This is a genomic window from Arthrobacter yangruifuii, from assembly GCF_009192775.1.
Taxonomy (GTDB): domain Bacteria; phylum Actinomycetota; class Actinomycetes; order Actinomycetales; family Micrococcaceae; genus Arthrobacter_B; species Arthrobacter_B yangruifuii.
Genome location: NZ_VTFX01000005.1, coordinates 179,370 through 197,141, shown reverse-complemented (window position 1 = coordinate 197,141; position 17,772 = coordinate 179,370). Strand labels below are relative to the sequence as shown.

Genomic DNA, 17,772 nt, shown 5'->3' with positions numbered 1-17,772 from the left:
CCGGCAGCCGGACATGATACAAATCCCTCATGGGGGAATCACACGTCTTCGTCACCAGAGGCAGCCTGACCAACTTCGCTTGCGACGCCTGGCTGCTGCCCACCGACCGGACCTACAGCATTGCCAGCCACTGGCGTAGCGCTGTGCGCGGCCTCGAGGACGCCGTACAGAAGAGCAAAGACCCCGGCTTCGCCGGTGGAGCGGTGCTCGCGCAGCCGGTCCATGCGTGGCCGGCCAATGAGCCGCTGCCGGTCCTCACCGCCGTGCCGTACTCCGGGATTTCGTCAGTCAATGAGCTCATCCCTCCGCTCAGGGAATTCGTTTGTGTGGCCGCGGACAGCGCCAGGCGACGGCGGAACGAAGCCCGCGGCGAACCGTCCCGGCCCATCCCCCTGCTGGCCATGCCGCTTTTCGGCACGGGCGGCGGCGGCGCAGGACTGGTCAAAGGCGACGTCATTCGCCTGCTCCTCGAAGAGACACGCAGGGCGGCCGCCGAGGCCGGCGTCGACGTCGTACTGGTGCTGGCAAACGAAAAGGACTTTGCCCTCGCCCAGGAACTCCGGAAGCGCGACCCTGAATGGTGGTCGCCCCTCGACCGCGAGCATCAAGGGCAAGCCGCACGGTTGGCCGGCCATGCCCGCGACGGCAAGCTCGTTCCTTTTATGGGTGCGGGTGTCAGCATGAGTGCCGGGGCACCAAGCTGGACGGATCTGCTTTCGGCTTTAGCCACGGCTGCTCATCTCTCGGACTCTGAGCGTGAGTCGCTGGAACACCGGGGGCATCTGGACCAGGCGAGCATTCTGCGCTCCATCTACGAGGAACGCGCCGGGCGGGGCGCACTGACCTTCAACCAGGCCATCGCGGAACTGGTGGAATTGAAACGCTACGGTCTGGCCCCTGCACTTCTGGCCAGCCTAGGCAGCCGTGAGGCGATCACCCTGAATTACGACGAACTCTTTGAGATTGCCTCGGGTGACGCCGGCGTCCCGCGCTCGGTGATTCCCGACGGCGCCGGCGAACACGACGATTGGTTGCTCAAGCTCCATGGATCGGTGACGGACCCGGAATCGATAGTGCTCACCAGGGACGACTATCTCGGTTTCAGCACGTCCCGCAACGCGCTTTCCGCTCTGGTGAAAGCAACCCTCATGACGCAGCACCTCCTCTTCGTGGGTTTCGGCCTGACCGATGACCACTTCCACGAGATCCTGCACGATGTAAAACAGGCATTGCCCAAGGAAAGCAGGACCGGGGAAGGACCCGCGACGGCACTGATGCTCTCCACCGATCCGTTGGACGAGCGGATGTGGTCCGACCAGTTGAATCTGGTGCCGATGAGCACGGAATCCCGAAAGGAATTTATCCCCTCTTCCGGGCGAACACTTGAGATTTTCCTGGATCTCTTGGTCGCCCTATCCACGGACAGCCATTCGTACCTATTGGCCGAAGGATATGAAGGGGCTCTGACCGAGCCCGAGAAGTCTCTCCGAGAGGCGCTGCTGGATATTGGCAAACGCCTCACCGACGGAGAAGCTCAAAGCAGCGGCGGCACCCGCCTGCGGGAGATGCTGGCTGAGCTGGGAGCTCCGACTCCCCGTTCATAATCCGCTAACGGGCTAATGCTGCGAGCAGACGGCTGTGGGCTGTGTTTCGCCCTAGTTCTTGGTCGCCCCGAAAAGACGGTGCCCCATCCGGGTGCCGGCTCTCAGCATGGCGGTCACCGCCTGCCCCGCCTTCTCAGGAACGTCGGAGATGTGCGGGGTGACCGGCTCCGACGGTTGGAATCCGTTGATTACGCCAACGGGTGACGGCTGCGAGCCGTATTGGCCGTCCTGGTCCTCGTGCTGCCGGACGGGCGCAGGAACCGGGCTTATGACACTTTCGGCCGTCTGCGGGGCGGGATGGCGGTCTTCGCTGGTGCCGCCGCCGGTCCGGAGCTCGTCCGTGACCGTAGGTGCGAATACGGCCTTGGGTTTCAGGGCAGCCGGGCTCCTCTTGCCTACCAGCTTCAGGAAATCCGGCTCCGTAAGGACGGTTAGATCCTGGCCGGCGGCCATGTACGCCGCTGCCTTCTTCTCTTTGGTCGTGCCGTTTTCCAAGTCGATGCTGGCATGGGTTTTGCCGTCGCCGATCAGCAGGAATGCGGTCTTCTTGGTTACGCCTTTCCCGTTGATGCCACCCAGGCTCGCGATCTTTTCCATCGCGTCCCACCGGTCGTAGGACTCCATGTCCCCGGTCATGATGACCTGCCTCCCAAAGAACGGATGTGACGGGTCCGCGGCGGGATTCGGCTGGGGAAGCTCAGCTATCGGGCTCTTGTTGCCCCGGCTGAAGGCACTGGGCTTCAAGGACGCTTCGCTCCGGTCGATCCGCGCGGGGGCCCAGAGGGCGGAGACCTCCCGCAGATCATGCCGTTCGGAGAGGGCCAGAACGATTTGTGCGCAGGCGGCGGCGTCGCTGCCGGCGTCGTGATGGGTGAAGGGTGCAATCCCGAGATGCTCGGCGACGAGGGGCAGCCGGTACTTTTCCAGCGTGAGGTGGCGTTTGGCCAGCGCCAATGCACAGTGGAAGTCGTTCGCCGGAGGTGTCAGTCCGCTGAGGCGGCTGGACTCGTGGATCACTGATTTGTCGAAGGGGGCGTTGTAGGCAACCAGGGGGAAATCGCCGGCCAGCGTTTGAATAGCCTCCAGGGAGTCAGCCCATGTGTTGTCCGCAGCCTGGACCATCTCCGGCGTGATGCCGTGAATGGCAATGTTCCGGGGATGGAACGAGTCCAGTCCGGTGGGCGGTGTGACGTGCCATTCAAAAGTCTCGGAGACCTGTCCGTTGCGGACCTGAACAATGCCCACTGCACAGACGGACGCGCGCTGGCTGTTGGCCGTTTCAACATCGATGGCTGTGAAATTCAAACCGCTCATCGGCTTCCTCCATAGTTCGGCCCGCGCATGGGACCGTCACTGGCTGGAGGTACTCGTTGATACGTTGGCTGGTTCAGTTTACGCCCGCGGTCATCTGCCCAAGATGCAGCTGATTTCAAACCCCCACAGACGCACGGACGGCGGGGCCGTAAAGCTTCCCCGCCGTCCATCCCCGCCCCTGAAGAGTCGGTTTTTTCCTACATGGTGTCGCTGAACACCAGGTCCGGGCGGTTACTGAGCAAGTCCGTCTTCGCGTCGACGAGCTCATTGTTCACCGAGTCGATGAGGTAGGGCGCCCGGCCGTCATCCGGCGTCGGGTTCGGCACGAAGGTGAGGTTCAGCTTCAGGACTGCGCTCATGTATCCCTCTGCGTTGTCCTGCTCAGTCAGGGACACGGGCAGGATGACGTCGTAGGAACTCAGGAACTGGTTCGGCCCTGCGGCCGGGGCCTCGGAGTAGATCGGGTTATCGACCGTGGACATGCGCCCGTCCTTATTCGAGAGGAACCAGCAGGTCGCCATGCCGGGTTTGCAGGCCGCGGATGCCTTGACGGGATCCGAACTGTCATTGGGAGCAACTGCCAGCAGTGCCCAATTGGCAACCCCGGTGAGGTCCGAACCGGGTTCAGCCGCCCGGAGCTTTTCCATCAGGCTGTCGCTGAAGTAGTTTTCCCACAGCTGGGCAATGTGGGCCGGGTCGTTTCCATCGGTCGTCCACTGGCCGGAGAGGCCGTACGAGTTACCCACCAGACCCCAGAAAAATGCGCTGGCGATATACGCCTGGTCGTTCGACGGGTTACCGTCCGATGCGCGGGTCTCATAGGCCACAGGCGTGGGCCCCGCCGCCTCGGCGGGGGCAGTGGTTTCCTGCGCAGGTGCCGTGTCCGCGGCAGGCTGCGGATCCTCCCCCGGGTCTGCCGAGCATCCTGAAAGCAGAAGCGTTCCGGCCAGCGCCGCCAACGCGATCCTGTGTTTGAAGTCCCCCATGTAAAGCATCCTGACTGTAGTTGATGGTTCAGGGGGCAAACAGAAAGACCTGCACTGTCCGGCATCCGGCAGAAACCCCCGGCCGACAGCCTACAGGGGACATACTCGTATTGCCCGTCAAGACCCGGTCCGCGCGGTGGTATGTCCCGGACGTGGACGACAGTTGAGTGCTGGCGCTAGCGTGGCCGCGGCTGCAGGAATCGCGGGGTCATACCCGGTTAGCTGGTGCACCCTGGCACGCCGGTGAAGAACTGAGTTCCGGTAGCAGTAGAGCCGCTGGGCCGCTAGAGAAACGGACCCGGTTCCCACATAGGCAAGGACGGTCTCGATAAGGCGGCGCCGCGAAAGAGCAAAAAGAAAGGTGCGGCCCGAACCACATGGTTCCGGCCGCACCCTCAGGTTGCGGTATCCGCCGCGCGAAAACAGTCGCCTATTTGTCGGCTACGGGTACTGCTGCCTTGTCCGCTGCCTTGCGGGCCTTCTCGGCGTCGAGCTGTGCTTTCTCGTCGGCTTTGATACCGGCGATCCACTTGTCCCGGTTGGCACCGGGAACCCAGCCGGTATCCACCACCTTGCGCTGGTAGATGCTTGCGGAGGTCACCAGCACCACGGCAATCAGGATGGTGAGGATAATTCCACCGGCAGTTCCGGTGCGGAGACTCAGCCCAACAATCGTGCCGAACCAGCCGAAGTCCGCGTCACCGAAGGTGCTGTTGGCGAAGCCGAACTGGCCCAGCACCTGAAGCAGGATGGCCGGCAGGATGGTGATAATGACACCGTTGACAAATCCGCCGATCACCGCGCCGCGGCGTCCGCCGGTCGCATTGCCGTACACGCCGGCGCCGCCACCCGTGAAGAAGTGGGGCACCATCCCCGGAAGGATCAGGGCGAGGCCGAACACGGGGTTCAGCCACACGGCCAGGACAGCGAGGGCAATCAGGCCGCCGGCAAAGGAGCTGAGGAACCCGATCAGGACGGCGTTCGGGCCGAACGGGAACACGATGGGGATGTCCAGTGCGGGCTTGGCACCGGGCACGACCTTTTCGGCGATGCCCTGGAAGGCAGGGACCAGTTCACCCAGGACGGTGCGGACACCGTAGAGGATGATGGCGACGCCGACGCCGAACTGCAGCGCCAGGCCTACGCCGGCCATGATGAAGGCACCGGCGTCAGCAGCGTCGAAGATGGCCAGGGCTTCCTCGAGCGGAAGCGCGATCAAACCCCAGATCGCAAAGACCAGATAGATCAGGACCATGGACAGCGCGGTGGCGACCATGGAATCGCGCAGGAACTTCAGGCCCTGCGGGAATTTGATGTCTTCGGTTGACTTGCTTCGGCGACCCGCCGCCTGGCCGGCGGCACCGGCGGCAATGTAGCCGAGCGTGCCGAAGTGGCCGATGGCGATGGTGTCATTGCCGGTGATTTTCTTGGTCCAGGGATGGGCGAACGCGGGCATGACCACCATAATGACGCCGAGGAGTACGGCACCGATGATCACTACAAGCCAGCTGAGGCTGTCCCCGAATCCGACCGACAGCACCACCGTGAGCATGGTGGCCATAAAGACCATGTGGTGTCCGGTGAGGAAGACATATTTAAGCGGTGTAAACCGGGCTAGGGCCAGCATCACCAGGAAGCCGAGGGTCAGGACATAGGCGCTCTGGGCGCCGAAGTCGTCCTGCGCCATTGCGGTGATGACTTCGTTGGTGGGGATAACGCCCTGCGCACCGGTGACTGCCAGGATCAGGTTGCCGAGCGGATCCAGGGAACCCGTCACGACTGTTGCGCCCGCTCCGAGGATCAGGAAGCCCAGAGCGGCTTTTAGGGCTCCACCCACAACCTGACCCACGTTGCGGCGAAGGGCGATGAGCCCCACCGCAGTGATGATAGCGATGAGATAGGCGGGAACATTGAGAATCTGCTGCCCGATAAATTGCAGGATGACGACGAGCCAGTCCATTGCAGGCGCTCCTTTTCTAGAGGGGAATCGACGTCGTTATTGGACGGCTGCGGTGAGCTTCTCGGTGATCTCGTCGAGATCGAAGAAGTTATCGATGATGATGACCTCGGCCGGAACGTCACCGATTTCCGAGGCAAGCTCATCGCTGGTGAGAACGATGTCCGCGGTCTGCGCCGCACCGCGGGCCACACCGATGTCTGCCGCTTCGACGTCGCCGTCGACGCCGAGGTCCGCGAGAACTTTTTCAGCGTTCATTTTCAAGAGCACGGAGGTTCCAATGCCCATTCCGCATACTGCAACGATTTTCATGTGGTGCCTTTCAAGCCGGGAGAAGATTATTAGTTGTTGATACGTTTCAGGATGGACCGCACTTCGTCGGCCGTCTCTGCTGCTTCGAGTTCCGCGCGGGCTTCCTTGTTGGAGAGGACCCCGGCGACTGCCTTGAGCACGTCAATGTGGGCGGTGTGATCCACCGCAGCCAGCCCGATTACCAGCGTCACCGGGTCATTCTTGGAGTGGCCGAAGCTGACCGGCGCATCGAGGCTGACCCAGCTCAGGCCGCCCTTCAAGACCGCTTCGGAGGGCCGGGCATGCGCGAGGGCAATGCCGGGAGCGATCACGATATATGGACCATGCTCCTCGACCGCCGAAATCATCTGGTCGGTGTATTCGCCGGTGGTGCTGCCGGCCTCAACCAGCCCATTACCCGCCAGGCGAATTGCTTCCCTCCAGTCAGCGGCAGCCGCCTTGATAGTGATGGATGAGAGTTCTTCGGCGAGGTTTATAGCCACAGGAAATCCTTCAGAAATTGCGGGTACTAGGCAGTATGATGCGGTTCACAGTGTAGCCGCGGCAGGTCCCATTTCCTTGCTGGCCTCCGCAACATGACGTGTGCAGTTCACACAACTCCGTGCAGGTAATTTATCCTTGGTCCCCACGTGTTTAGTCTTCATTTCTCCCTGTTTGACATCCAATTGACTTATCTCCAACTGCCTACCAAAGTGGCCGTGTGACCACAGACCATATGATTTCGCTTTCCCTGCCCGCCGCTTCCCTGGACGCAAAAGCTGTTGCCGCGGCCCAGGCCATTCCGGCTCATTTGGTTGAGACAAAGGGTCATGGGCACGCAGGAACTGCCATGGCCTTGGCGCCTTTGTCCCACGTCTTGTTTTCGCGGGTCCTCCGCCACTCCCCCGGTCATCCGGAATGGCCGGCGCGGGACCGCTTCGTCCTGTCGGCAGGGCATGCGAGTCTCCTGCTCTACACCCAGCTGTTCCTGACCGGCTACGGCCTGACGCTGGAGGACCTGGCCGGTAGCCGCTCCCTGGGGTCCAGGACTCCCGGGCACCCCGAACTGCACCACACGGTCGGCGTCGAAATGAGCACCGGCCCACTGGGGCAGGGAGTTGCCTCGGCCGTGGGCATGGCCATGGCGGCGCTTCATGAACAGGCCGTGTTTACCCCGGGCTCCTCAATCCTGGAACACACCATCTGGGCGCTTGCCGGTGACGGCTGCCTGCAGGAGGGTGTTTCGGCCGAAGCTTCGAGCCTCGCCGGAACCATGGGCTTGGACAATCTCGTGGTGATCTGGGACGACAACGGCATCACTATCGACGCCGGCACGGACCAGACGTTCTCCGAAGACGTCCGCGCCCGCTACGTTGCCTATGGCTGGCGGGTGCTCGACATTGAGGACGCCACCGATCTGGCTGCCGTGGAAGCGGTGCTTCGCCAGGCTGCCGACAGGTCCGGCCAGCCCACGCTGGTCGCCGTCAAAACCGTCATCGGTACTCCCTCCGCTAAATTCGGCGGCACGTCGGCCGCCCATTCCGGCGGATTTGGTGCTGACGAGCTGGCGAAGGTGAAGGAGTCCCTCGGGTATGCCCCCGGCGCGCAGCTGGAGGACCTGGTCGACGACGAGCTGCTGCAGCACACCCGCAAGGCAACCGCGCGGGGCGCCGACCTGCATGATCAGTGGGAGCGGGACTTCGCGGCCTGGCAGACCGAGCGGGCAGACGACGCCGCACGCTGGGCAGCCTTCCGCACCGGCGCCGCCGATCACTCCCTCCTCACCAGGGTGGCAACGGGAATGCCGGATGACCTCATCGCGACCCGCAAGACGAACGGCGCCGTGCTCGCAGCGCTTCAAGCCGATCCCCGGTTCTGGGGAGGCTCAGCGGATCTGAGTGGATCCACCAATGTGGGTGTGCCCGGTGCACAGTTCTCGGCCGGCAACCCGGCCGGCGAGTTCATCCGGTTCGGCATCAGGGAACACGCCATGGCCGCCATCCTCAGCGGCATCGCCCTGCATGGACCGTGGAGGCCTTTCGGCTCCACGTATCTGGTTTTCAGCGACTACATGCGCCCCAGCATTCGCCTGGCAGCGCTCATGGGGTTAGGGGTGATTTATGTTTTCACCCATGACTCTGTAGCTGTCGGTGAAGACGGGCCCACGCACCAACCGGTTGAGCAGCTTGCCTCCTTGCGGACCGTCCCGGGAGTGGACGTGGTCCGGCCGGCAGACTCCGTGGAAGTGGCGGCTGTTTGGAAGCGCATCCTTGAAACCCCGGACCGGCCGGTGGCACTTGCCCTGAGCCGGCAGGACCTGCCCGTTTTGCCGTTTGACCGCGAAACCGGAGAAGGTGCCCGGAAGGGCGGGTATGTCCGGTGGCAAAGCGGCGCCGGAGACGATCTGGCGCTGATTGCCACGGGCAGCGAAGTTTCCCTGGCCATCGAAGCCGCACGCATTCTTGAGACGGACGGAATCCACACGCGTGTGGTGTCGATGCCCTGCGTCGAATGGTTCAGCGAGCAGGACCAGTCCTACCAGCAAGCGGTCCTTCCGGACCCCCTGGCCGCCCGCGTCGCGGTCGAAGCCGGGCGCGGGGACGCCTGGTACCGCTGGGTGGGCAGCAACGGCGAAGTGGTGTCCATCGAGGAATTCGGCGAGTCCGGTTCGGGCAGCGAGATTATGCAGCTCCGCGGACTCGATCTGGACCATGTCCTGGCGGCCGCCCGGAAAGTCCTCGCGGCATAGTTCAGCCGCGCTGAGCGAACGGCCCCTCCCCCGCAAACGCATACTTGGCAAACCGCTCGCCGATCAGCCGGTGCGTGGCACTGTCCGGATGCAGCGCGTCGGGCAGCGGATGCACCACCTGCGCAGTAAACGGATCCACCAAGGCGCTGCCGCCCAGTCCCAGGTTGTGCAGCCCACGTGGCCGGGGTAACTCCATTGGAAGCCCTGGAACGGGTGCGCCGCGTGCTGCCCAATGCCCATCCGAATCCGGCGTTCCGGGAGGTGCTGGCTGGGCAGACAATCGCGGAAAGTTACCCCGGAAACCTTTGGTCCAAGTATCCGGACCCCTCACCCCCATTGCCGACGGTCAAGCCGGCAACTGACCACCAGGTATCGGTACGGCCATCGTCTTATTCAGCGATCTTTGTCCATGTTCCGCAGTTCGATGCCTCGAACCCTTCGCCTTCAAAGACCGAGACTGTTGCGCCGGTAGGAGCAAATCCAATGAAGTCATTGGCGATAATGTCCCCACTGCCGGTTGTCCGGGCCCAATAACAGTCCTTTACACCGGGCTGGGTTTGGTAGGTTCCGCCCTCCATCTCCTGGCCAACAACGAAGGTGCCGTCCTGGATGGTAACCCTGACCGAGGCTTCCTGAAGAAGAGCGGCATGCGGCGCATCGGGGCACAGCGTTCGGGCCGCCTGCGCCAGCGCCTGCGTGTTTCGGGAAGACCTCGCATTGATGTTTGGATAGTCGAAGGGCGGCTTCGCGCACAGCGACAGTGCATTCGCGAATGCACTCGCGGGGGTGCTGGCATCGCCGCCATTGTCGCTCACGATATTTGCAATGGTCTGTTCCTCGGCGCGGAGTTCCGTATCTTTCGACGGAGACTCTCCGGCAATGCGGACGTAGCAGGTATCTATATCCGCGTAGTTGGGAGCGGACCAGACGGCCGAATAGGAATGATATTCCTCAGTTTTGCGGTCCGCACCGTAGCCTCGGGTGCTGCACGAGAAGGTGTATCGGGTCTCGAGGACCTTGGCTTCCGCTTCAGCCTTCATCTTCTCCGAAGCTGAGCTTTCCGTCATATTCAGGGTGATCTCAACGACGGTACCCGTTTCCACGCTTGTACCAGCTGACGGGTCCGTGGAAAGAGCTTCAGCATACGCAGCTAACTTTTCGTCGGTCCAGCGTTCACCATCCTGAGTTCGGAGCACCGGTCGCAGGCCCTGAGCAATCAGAGCGATTTTGGCATCCGAAGCAGAAGTTCCGAGAACGTCGGGCACTTCCCGCGGAGTCTTGGTGGTAGACGGCGACGGACTGGGTAAGTCCTCCACCGGTGCTTCACTGCAGGCGGCCATTCCTACCATTAGGACCACTGCCAGTGCGGCGGAGACGAATCGATTCATTGCTGGTTTACTACTCACTCTTAACACCGTCCTGTGGAAATAACCGCTGATCACCGAGGTGAAACGTGGTCGTTCCAAAGACTCCGATTACTGTTTTGCGACATCTAAGTATAGGGCGTGTGCTGCCGAGTGGGATTGAGGGGTCCTTGCCTCGGTGGGTGACACTCGGAGGCTGGCCTTATTGCCATCCCCTGTCCACGCATTTAGAGCGATTTGCGCGTTTGAACCGTTTCCCCGAACGGCCCCTCCCCCGCAAACGCATACATGGCGAACCGCTCGCCGATCAGCCGGTGCGTGGCGCTGTCCGGATGCAGCGCGTCCGGCAGCGGATGCACCTCGGCGTCCGCTGCCCCGTACAGCTCCGTCCCGTCGAGGTAGTACAGGTTCGGATCCTCCGCCCGGCGTGCCACCAGGGACTCCAGCGCCTCGCGGATCACCCGCAGTGTCAGCTGGCCCGCCGCCACGCCCTCCGACGCACCGGTCGCCACAAACCGGACCTGCCCGGTCCCGAACGACGCCGGATCAAAGGCTCCTGGACCCGGAGTGTCTTCATGGATGCCGCAGAAAATCGGGGAAATCAGCACCAGCGGGGTCTCCGGATGCCCCTCGCGAAGGGTGTCCAGGAAGCCGTGCACCGCCGGCACAAACGCCCGCAGCCGCATGGAATCCATGTTCACCACGTTGATGCCCAGCTTCACGCTGATCAGGTCCGCCGGGGTATCCCGCATCACCTGCGCCGTGAACGGATCCACCAGGGCACTGCCGCCCAGTCCCAGGTTGTGCAGCTCGACGCCGCCGATCCGTGCTGCCACCGCAGGCCAGATGCCCGACGGCGTTGCGGCGTTGGAGCCGTGGCTGATGGAGCTGCCGTGGTGCAGCCAGACCGGCCGGCCCGAAGAAAACGGTTCCACCGGAGCGTCAGAGTGCAGTTCCACCAATTCCACGGACTCGTTGTGCGGCAACCACACCTCCACAGTCTTGGACCCTGCCGGCAGCCGGGGAAATCCGCTGGTGTGTGACGCGCCGTCCACCTGCCGGGCCGCGCCGGTGGACATGTTGACTTCGGTGTAGGAGCCCCCGGTGAGCTCGTCGCTGTGCAGCAGCTCGCCGTCGACCAGCAGGTCCACGCGGCCCCGCGGCCGGTCCGCGCCCAGGTAGACCACGCGTGTTGGATGCGTGACCACCTCCAGCTGCTCCGCCGTCGTTGAAAACACCAGGCGGACGCCGGAGGGCTGGGACTCGGCCATCATCAGCTGCGGATCGGGAAACCGTTCCCGCACCGAGGCGGGCAGCCGGTGCGGGCGCAGCCCGCGGACGGTGGTTTCGAGTTCAGCAGCTCCGCGGACCAGCGGCGGCGTGATGGGTGTGGTGATCATGAAAGGGAGGCCTCCTAATGCCGGAGTCCATTAAACCCCCACCCGCGCAGAACCTTCAGTTCGGACTAGGACCAGGTGGTGTAGAGGATTTCGCGGGCGGGGTTCAGGACCACCAGCATTCCGGGCCGCACGGTGCCCCAGACGGCGGTGCTCCAGGGGTCGCGGCCGGCGGTGTAGAGCACCACACGGGTCTCCGAGCCGGACGGGCTCGCCTGGTTCACGAACCAGACGTCGGTTCCGTTCATGGCAGCCACGTTTTCGGCGGCCTGCCAGCGTTTGGTGCTGCTGAACCGGCGCTCCTCTTCGCCCCAGTAGATCCAGAGGCCGCTGTAAACCGTGAGCAGAATCAGCATCCAGGCTGTTGCTCCCTGGTTCGAGACCCCGGAGACCGCCGTGGCGGCCTGCCCCAGCACCAGTGCGCAGGAAATGATCAGCCAACGGCGTCCGGAACGGACCTTGTACGCGCGAATCAGGCAGAATGCCGGAACCATCAGGAAAATGAAAACCACGGTGAACAGGCCACCGTTGAGAGCACCGGGCACCACCAGGAGCACCGTCAGGGCCGCCACCACCATCGTGAGGATCTTGTGCCGTTGGGACCGCACGGGAACAGGCGGTGTGGAGAGTTTTTCCTGCTGGGTCATCGAACTTCTTTCATTTCATGATTAATGGTGTGGAGCTGCGCGAACCGGCAGCGACAGGGGGTCCGAATGGAGTCCGTGAAACGGTATTCCCCGGATTCGTACCTGATAATGCCATACCGGGTGCCAAAACAAAGAGAATTGTTGTGGCCCCGGCGAAAACGGGAAAGACAATACTTTTTATGCGGTTGCCTTTCGCAATTAATCAGCAAGGTGACTATTCCGCACCGAATACCTGCCCGCCGCAAAACGACGGCGGCGGTCCCTCCACCGGGAGGGACCGCCGCCGTCGTTTGCTGAAGGAAACCTACCGGGCGTTGCGCTTCCGGCTGAGCCCGAACACGACCGCCGCCAGCAGCACCAGACCCTTGATGATCTGCTGCCATGCGGCGTCCACGGACAGGATGGACAGGCCCTGGTTCAGCACGCCCATGACCAGGCCGCCGATCACGGCTCCCACCACGGTGCCCACGCCGCCCTGCACCGAGGCACCGCCGATGAAGACCGCGGCAATGGCATCCAGTTCGAAGCCCTGCCCGGCCGAAGCCACCGCGCCGCCGGCGCGTGCCGTGCTGACCACCGCGGCCAGTCCGGCGAGGAAACCCATGTTCACGAAGACCAGGAAGTTCACCCACTGCGTTTTCACACCGGACATCATGGCCGCGTTGAGGTTCCCGCCCATGGCGTAGATGTGCCGGCCGAAGACCGTGCGGCCCAGCAGGAAGGAGTAGGCCATCACCAGCACCGCCAGGATGATCAGGATGATCGGCAGGCCGCGGCTGTAGGCCAGCAGGTAGCAGAGGTACATGATGGCGAACACGGCAACCACGTTCTTGAACACGAACGACGCCGTCCGCTCCCGCGGCAGGTCCAGCCGGCGCAGGTCCGCCCGGGTCTTGAGCTGCTGCACCACCAGGGCAATCGACGCCAGGGCGCCGATGCCGAGGGTGAGCAGGTCAGGGGTGCCGGTGGAGGGCAGGGCGCCGGAGCCGATGGCGTTGAACGGGCGCGGCAGGCCGCTGACCGTGCCGCCGGTGAGCAGGACCAGGGCCACGCCGCGGAAGACGAGCATCCCGGCGAGGGTCACAATGAAGGCGGGTATCCCCACAAACGCCACCCAGAAGCCCTGCCAGGCTCCGATCAGCGCACCGACCACCAGCGACAGCACGACGGCGGCCCACCAGGGCATTCCCCAGTCATTCATGGCGAGGGCGGCAATGGCTCCCACCGCGGCCACCACGGAGCCGACGGACAGGTCAATGTGTCCGGCAATGATGACCATGACCATGCCGATAGCCAGGATCAGCACGTACGCGTTCTGCTGGATGAGGTTGCTGACGTTGCCCGGATAGAGCAGCCGGCCGCCGGTGAGCGCCTGGAACAGCAGGATGATCACAACAAGGGCGGCCAGGATGCCGTATTGGCGCAGGTCTATCCGGCGGCGCTTCTTCGCCGGGGCCTGAGGCGGCAGCGCCGGCTTCGCCTGTTCGGGGGTGGTGGTGGTCACGGGGCTTGCACTCCTTGGGTCCTGGCAGCGGTCATGTGGCGCATCAGTTCTTCCTGGGTGGCGTCGGCACGGTCCACTTCGGCGGTGAGCCGGCCTTCGGCGATGGTGTAGATGCGGTCACAGAGCCCGATCAGTTCGGGCAGTTCGCTGGAGATGACGATCACGGCTTTGCCCTGGGCCGCCATCTCGTTGATGATTCCGTAAATTTCGTATTTGGCGCCGACGTCGATCCCGCGGGTGGGCTCGTCGAGGATCAGCACGTCCGGGCCGGAGTAGATCCATTTGCTGAGGACTACTTTTTGCTGGTTTCCGCCGGACAGGTTGCCCACGGTCGAGGCGACGCTCGGGGTGCGGATGTTCATCTGCTGCCGGTAGTCGTCCGCCACGGCGTATTCGCGGTGCCGGTCGATCACTCCCAGCCGGGCGAGTTTGCCCAGCGCGGCGGCGGAGACGTTGACGGTCACGCTGCCGATGAGGTTCAACCCGTAACGCTTGCGGTCCTCGCTGACGTAGGCGAGGCCCTGCCGGATGGCCTCACCCACGGTGCGGGTGCGGATTTCCACCCCGTCCTTATAGACGCGGCCGGAAATGTTGCTGCCATAGGAACGGCCGAAAATGCTCATGGCCAGTTCCGTGCGCCCGGCACCCATCAGCCCGGCGAACCCGATGATTTCCCCGGCCCGGACGTTGAAATTCGCGTCCTTCACCACCACGCGGGAGGTGTCCACGGGGTGATGAACCGTCCAGTCCTCCACCCGGAACTTCTCCGCGCCGATATCCGGGTCCCGGGGCGGGAACTGGTGGTCCAGCGGCCGGCCGACCATGGCCCGGATGATCCGGGTTTCAATCCCGTCGGTGTCCTCCACCGGAAAGTCCTCGATGGTGCGCCCGTCACGGATGACGGTGACGGTATCGGCGATCGAGCGGATTTCCGTGAGCTTGTGGGAAATGATGATGGAGGTGATCCCCTGGCCGCGCAGCTGGTCGATCAGGCCCAGCAGGTGCGCGGAGTCGTCGTCGTTCAGCGCTGCGGTGGGCTCGTCGAGGATCAGGATCTTCACCTCTTTGGACAGCGCCTTGGCAATCTCCACCAGCTGCTGTTTGCCGACGCCGAGCTCCAGGACCTTGGTGGCCGGGTTTTCGTTCAGCCCCACGCGCTTCAGCAGTGCCGCGGCCTGCAGGTTGGTCTGGTTCCAGTCGATCACCCCGCCGCGGGCCACCTCATTGCCGAGGAAAATATTCTCGGCGATGGACAGGAACGGGCTCAGCGCCAGTTCCTGATGGATGATCACGATGCCGTCGCGCTCGCTGTCGTTGATCGAGTTGTAGTTGACAGGCTTGCCGTCGAGGGTGATGGTCCCGGCAAAGCTGTTGTGCGGATAGACCCCGCTGAGCACCTTCATCAGGGTGGATTTGCCGGCGCCGTTTTCGCCGCAGATCGCGTGCACTTCGCCGCGTTCAACACTTACCGAGACCTCGTCGAGGGCCCGGATGCCGTTGAACTCCTTCACTATGCCGTCCATGGACAGGATGACGTCAGTCATGTGGTTCTCGCTTCAGTAGCTTCAATACAGGCGGCAGCGGCGTGCGGCGGTTTTTCCGCCGTCGCACGCCGCTGTTTTTGCCCGTCGAAAGTGACGCCGGGGATCAGAGACCGACGTCGCCGGCTTCGAGGAAGCCGGAGTCCACCAGGGCGGACTGGACGGTGTCCTTGGTGACCACCTGCGGATCGAGGATGTAGGTGGGGACCACCTTGACCTCATTGTTGTAGGTGTCCGTGTCGTTGACCTCCACGTCCTCCTCGTTAACAAGGGCCATGATCATGGTCTCCACCTGGGCGCCGAGCTCGCGGGTGTCCTTCCAGACGGTCATGGACTGCTGGTCTGCCAGCATGGCCTTGACGTTCGCGACGTCGGCGTCCTGGCCGGTGATGAGCGGCCAGTCCGAGCCGGGCTTGTACCCGGCGGAATCCAGCGAGGCCTCGATGCCCAGCGCCAGGCTGTCATTCGGGGAGAGCACGACGTCGACCTTCTCGCCTCCGGTGTAGAAGGACTGCAGCCGGTTGTCCATCTCGGCCTGAGCGTCGGCGGACTGCCAGCCGAGGATGCCGATGGACGTCCATGCGTCGTTGTTCGCCGGGGACTTGCCGGAGGGAACCACCAGCTGGCCGCTTTCCACGTAGGGAAGCAGGACGTCCCATGCGCCGGAGAAGAAGAACGAGGCGTTGTTGTCATCGGGGCTGCCGGCGAAGGGCTCGAGGTTGAACGGGCCCTTGCCCTCGGCCAGGCCGAGCTGCTTTTCGATGAACTCGCCCTGGAGCTGGCCCACCTTGTAGTTGTCGAACGTGGCGTAGTAATCCACGGCTTCGGTGCCGTTGATCAGGCGGTCATAGGCGATGACCTGTACGTCCTGGTCCTTCGCGTCCTCGAGCGTCGGGCCGAGGGTTTCCCCGTCGATGGCCGCGACCACAAGGATCTTGGCGCCGCCGGCCACCTGGTTCTGGATCTGGCTGATCTGCTGGTCCGTCTTGTCATCCGCGTACTGGAGGTCAACGGTGCAGTCCTGGGCTTCAAGTTTTTCCTTGAGCCCCTCACCGTCATTGATCCAGCGTTCGAGGCTGCGCGTGGGCATGGAGATGCCGACGTTGCAGGAAACGCCGTCGGCCTCATCGCTGGATGATCCGGCCGGTGCGCAGGCGGACATCCCTGCAGCCAGGCCTGCCGCCAGAAGGACGGCAGAGAGGTTCTTGATTCTGGTCATACTGCAAAACCTTCGAAAAGGATCCTGCCGGTGCGCCGGGCCTTCCATCCGCTGTCCGGCGGGGGTGGCCTCGGGTCCGCCATGGGCTGGATCGAGCGGATACAACGCTGTAACGCCCAGCCGACGCGTAGCATCGACAATTTGTAGGCGAAGACAACATATCCCCGAAGTGGCCTGAATCACAAGAGATTTGGGGAACGTTACACGATCGATATCGGGATGTGGGAACCCGGTGTGCCCGCCTAATCTTTGGGCTGGACCGCGCTGTTCCGTGGGATCGGTTCGACGGCGGAACGCGGCGCCGGTTCGACGGCGAAACGTGGCGCCGGTTCGGCGGCGGAGCGCCGATATCCGCTCGGTGTATAGCCCAGGACCTCCTTGAACGCCGTGGCCAGGTGAGCCTGGTCGGCATAGCCGAGCGCGGCCGCGATATCCGCAATGGGAGTGCCCGGCTCCCGCCGCAGCCGTTCGGCGGCTTCCTGCAGCCGGTAGCGGCGGATCATCACCAGCGGCGGGAGCCCCACAAACCGGAGGGCAAGCCGCTGCAGGGTCCGGACCGAGACGCCCAGCTGCGCCGCTGCCTGGTCAACGCGGATCAGCGCCCTGTCGGCCTGGATCAGTTCCTCGAACCGGTTCGCCAGAGCGGCGTCGGCCGCGGATACCGGGACGTGGGTTTCCAGCCAGTGCGCGGCGGCCGATGCTGCGCGCTCCCGGCGGCACGCACCGCCGTCGGCCTCCCCCATGGCTGCGGCAACCGCCTCCTGCAGATCCGGGGCCGCGAACGGGATCTCCCTGTCCCTGAGGCGACCGGGATCGTCCGTGAAGACCGGCACGGCTGCTGGCCGCAGCAGCACACCCACCGCCCATCCGGTGCCTTCCAGATCGCGGAACGAACGCCGGGTGGAGGGACCCACGAGGCTGACACCGTCCGGTTCCACCACCAGGTTCAGGGCGGGAAACGGCAGGACCTCCTGGCGGGATACCCGCTCCGGGGCCAGCTGCCATTCCGGGATCCAGGTCCAGCGCATCCGGTCCCTCAGCGCATGCGGCGGCGGCAGCCGGTGGAAGGTAGGCAGCCGGGACGGATACAACGCTCCGCGCCACTGCTCCTCCACAACGCCGTCCCTTCCCCCGGCGGCGGTTCCCAGCCGGGGCTGTCGCGAATCTTCAAGCCTTCCCGGGTCGGGCCTGCCTAGCCT

General features: G+C 63.8%; 16 protein-coding genes. 2 read left to right on the top strand and 14 right to left on the bottom strand.

From position 1 onward, the window contains the following. Window positions 1-29 precede the first annotated feature (29 nt). On the top strand, window positions 30-1,604 hold the full coding sequence (locus GD627_RS11865; protein WP_152272676.1) for an SIR2 family NAD-dependent protein deacylase: 1,575 nt from the start codon (window positions 30-32) through the stop codon (window positions 1,602-1,604). Window positions 1,605-1,655: 51 nt separating this feature from the next. On the opposite strand, the gene GD627_RS11860 is transcribed toward GD627_RS11865, so the two are convergent. The 6 genes from GD627_RS11860 to GD627_RS11835 all read right to left on the bottom strand — a co-directional run bounded on the left by GD627_RS11860 (window position 1,656) and on the right by GD627_RS11835 (window position 6,655). Further along, window positions 1,656-2,918 (bottom strand): exonuclease domain-containing protein, encoded by a 1,263-nt coding sequence (locus GD627_RS11860; protein WP_152272675.1) that lies wholly within the window; start codon window positions 2,916-2,918, stop codon window positions 1,656-1,658. A 197-nt stretch (window positions 2,919-3,115) separates the two neighbouring features. After that, on the bottom strand, window positions 3,116-3,904 hold the full coding sequence (locus GD627_RS11855) for a hypothetical protein (protein ID WP_152272674.1): 789 nt from the start codon (window positions 3,902-3,904) through the stop codon (window positions 3,116-3,118). A gap of 117 nt (window positions 3,905-4,021) precedes the next feature. After that, on the bottom strand, window positions 4,022-4,297 hold the full coding sequence (locus GD627_RS17040; protein WP_425481916.1) for a helix-turn-helix domain-containing protein: 276 nt from the start codon (window positions 4,295-4,297) through the stop codon (window positions 4,022-4,024). A gap of 37 nt (window positions 4,298-4,334) precedes the next feature. Further along, the gene (ulaA, locus tag GD627_RS11845; protein WP_152272673.1) at window positions 4,335-5,864 is read right to left on the bottom strand and encodes a PTS ascorbate transporter subunit IIC; all 1,530 of its coding nucleotides are present in this window, start codon (window positions 5,862-5,864) and stop codon (window positions 4,335-4,337) included. A gap of 36 nt (window positions 5,865-5,900) precedes the next feature. Beyond that, complete coding sequence (locus GD627_RS11840; protein WP_152272672.1) at window positions 5,901-6,173, bottom strand: PTS sugar transporter subunit IIB; 273 nt, start codon at window positions 6,171-6,173, stop codon at window positions 5,901-5,903. Window positions 6,174-6,202: 29 nt separating this feature from the next. Next, entirely contained in the window at window positions 6,203-6,655 is a 453-nt protein-coding gene (locus tag GD627_RS11835) for a PTS sugar transporter subunit IIA (protein ID WP_152272671.1), read from the bottom strand. 218 nt (window positions 6,656-6,873) lie between these two features. On the opposite strand from GD627_RS11835, the gene tkt reads away from it, so the two are divergent. Next, complete coding sequence (tkt, locus tag GD627_RS11830; RefSeq protein WP_246165470.1) at window positions 6,874-8,901, top strand: transketolase; 2,028 nt, start codon at window positions 6,874-6,876, stop codon at window positions 8,899-8,901. A 1-nt stretch (window position 8,902) separates the two neighbouring features. Here the strand turns inward: tkt and GD627_RS11825 are convergent, their stop codons facing one another. The 8 genes from GD627_RS11825 to GD627_RS11790 form a co-directional block, all read right to left on the bottom strand. Continuing rightward, window positions 8,903-9,097 (bottom strand): hypothetical protein, encoded by a 195-nt coding sequence (locus GD627_RS11825; protein WP_152272670.1) that lies wholly within the window; start codon window positions 9,095-9,097, stop codon window positions 8,903-8,905. Between the two features lie 193 nt (window positions 9,098-9,290). Next, on the bottom strand, window positions 9,291-10,289 hold the full coding sequence (locus GD627_RS11820; protein WP_152272669.1) for a Stk1 family PASTA domain-containing Ser/Thr kinase: 999 nt from the start codon (window positions 10,287-10,289) through the stop codon (window positions 9,291-9,293). A gap of 203 nt (window positions 10,290-10,492) precedes the next feature. Further along, complete coding sequence (locus GD627_RS11815; RefSeq protein WP_152272668.1) at window positions 10,493-11,665, bottom strand: GDSL-type esterase/lipase family protein; 1,173 nt, start codon at window positions 11,663-11,665, stop codon at window positions 10,493-10,495. A gap of 65 nt (window positions 11,666-11,730) precedes the next feature. Next, a complete protein-coding gene (locus GD627_RS11810) occupies window positions 11,731-12,309 on the bottom strand; it encodes a hypothetical protein (protein ID WP_152272667.1) in 579 nt (192 codons plus the stop codon). Window positions 12,310-12,613: 304 nt separating this feature from the next. Next, a complete protein-coding gene (gene mmsB / locus GD627_RS11805; protein WP_152272666.1) occupies window positions 12,614-13,813 on the bottom strand; it encodes a multiple monosaccharide ABC transporter permease in 1,200 nt (399 codons plus the stop codon). Then, the gene (gene mmsA, locus GD627_RS11800; protein ID WP_146362840.1) at window positions 13,810-15,357 is read right to left on the bottom strand and encodes a multiple monosaccharide ABC transporter ATP-binding protein; all 1,548 of its coding nucleotides are present in this window, start codon (window positions 15,355-15,357) and stop codon (window positions 13,810-13,812) included. Before mmsA ends, mmsB begins: the two co-directional genes overlap by 4 nt. A 103-nt stretch (window positions 15,358-15,460) precedes the next feature. Next, on the bottom strand, window positions 15,461-16,573 hold the full coding sequence (gene chvE / locus GD627_RS11795) for a multiple monosaccharide ABC transporter substrate-binding protein (protein ID WP_152272665.1): 1,113 nt from the start codon (window positions 16,571-16,573) through the stop codon (window positions 15,461-15,463). Window positions 16,574-16,815: 242 nt separating this feature from the next. Beyond that, the gene (locus GD627_RS11790; RefSeq protein WP_210250499.1) at window positions 16,816-17,688 is read right to left on the bottom strand and encodes a helix-turn-helix domain-containing protein; all 873 of its coding nucleotides are present in this window, start codon (window positions 17,686-17,688) and stop codon (window positions 16,816-16,818) included. Between the last annotated feature and the right edge of the window lie 84 nt (window positions 17,689-17,772).

Bases quoted from the DNA above. Each gene is read 5' to 3' on its own strand.
- GD627_RS11865 (WP_152272676.1), top strand. From the start codon at position 30: ATGGGGGAATCACACGTCTTCGTCACCAGAGGCAGCCTGACCAACTTC.
- GD627_RS11860 (WP_152272675.1), bottom strand. From the start codon at position 2,918: ATGAGCGGTTTGAATTTCACAGCCATCGATGTTGAAACGGCCAACAGC.
- GD627_RS11855 (WP_152272674.1), bottom strand. From the start codon at position 3,904: ATGGGGGACTTCAAACACAGGATCGCGTTGGCGGCGCTGGCCGGAACG.
- ulaA (WP_152272673.1), bottom strand. From the start codon at position 5,864: ATGGACTGGCTCGTCGTCATCCTGCAATTTATCGGGCAGCAGATTCTC.
- GD627_RS11840 (WP_152272672.1), bottom strand. From the start codon at position 6,173: ATGAAAATCGTTGCAGTATGCGGAATGGGCATTGGAACCTCCGTGCTC.
- GD627_RS11825 (WP_152272670.1), bottom strand. From the start codon at position 9,097: ATGGAGTTACCCCGGCCACGTGGGCTGCACAACCTGGGACTGGGCGGC.
- GD627_RS11820 (WP_152272669.1), bottom strand. From the start codon at position 10,289: ATGAATCGATTCGTCTCCGCCGCACTGGCAGTGGTCCTAATGGTAGGA.
- GD627_RS11815 (WP_152272668.1), bottom strand. From the start codon at position 11,665: ATGATCACCACACCCATCACGCCGCCGCTGGTCCGCGGAGCTGCTGAA.
- GD627_RS11810 (WP_152272667.1), bottom strand. From the start codon at position 12,309: ATGACCCAGCAGGAAAAACTCTCCACACCGCCTGTTCCCGTGCGGTCC.
- mmsA (WP_146362840.1), bottom strand. From the start codon at position 15,357: ATGACTGACGTCATCCTGTCCATGGACGGCATAGTGAAGGAGTTCAAC.
- chvE (WP_152272665.1), bottom strand. From the start codon at position 16,573: ATGACCAGAATCAAGAACCTCTCTGCCGTCCTTCTGGCGGCAGGCCTG.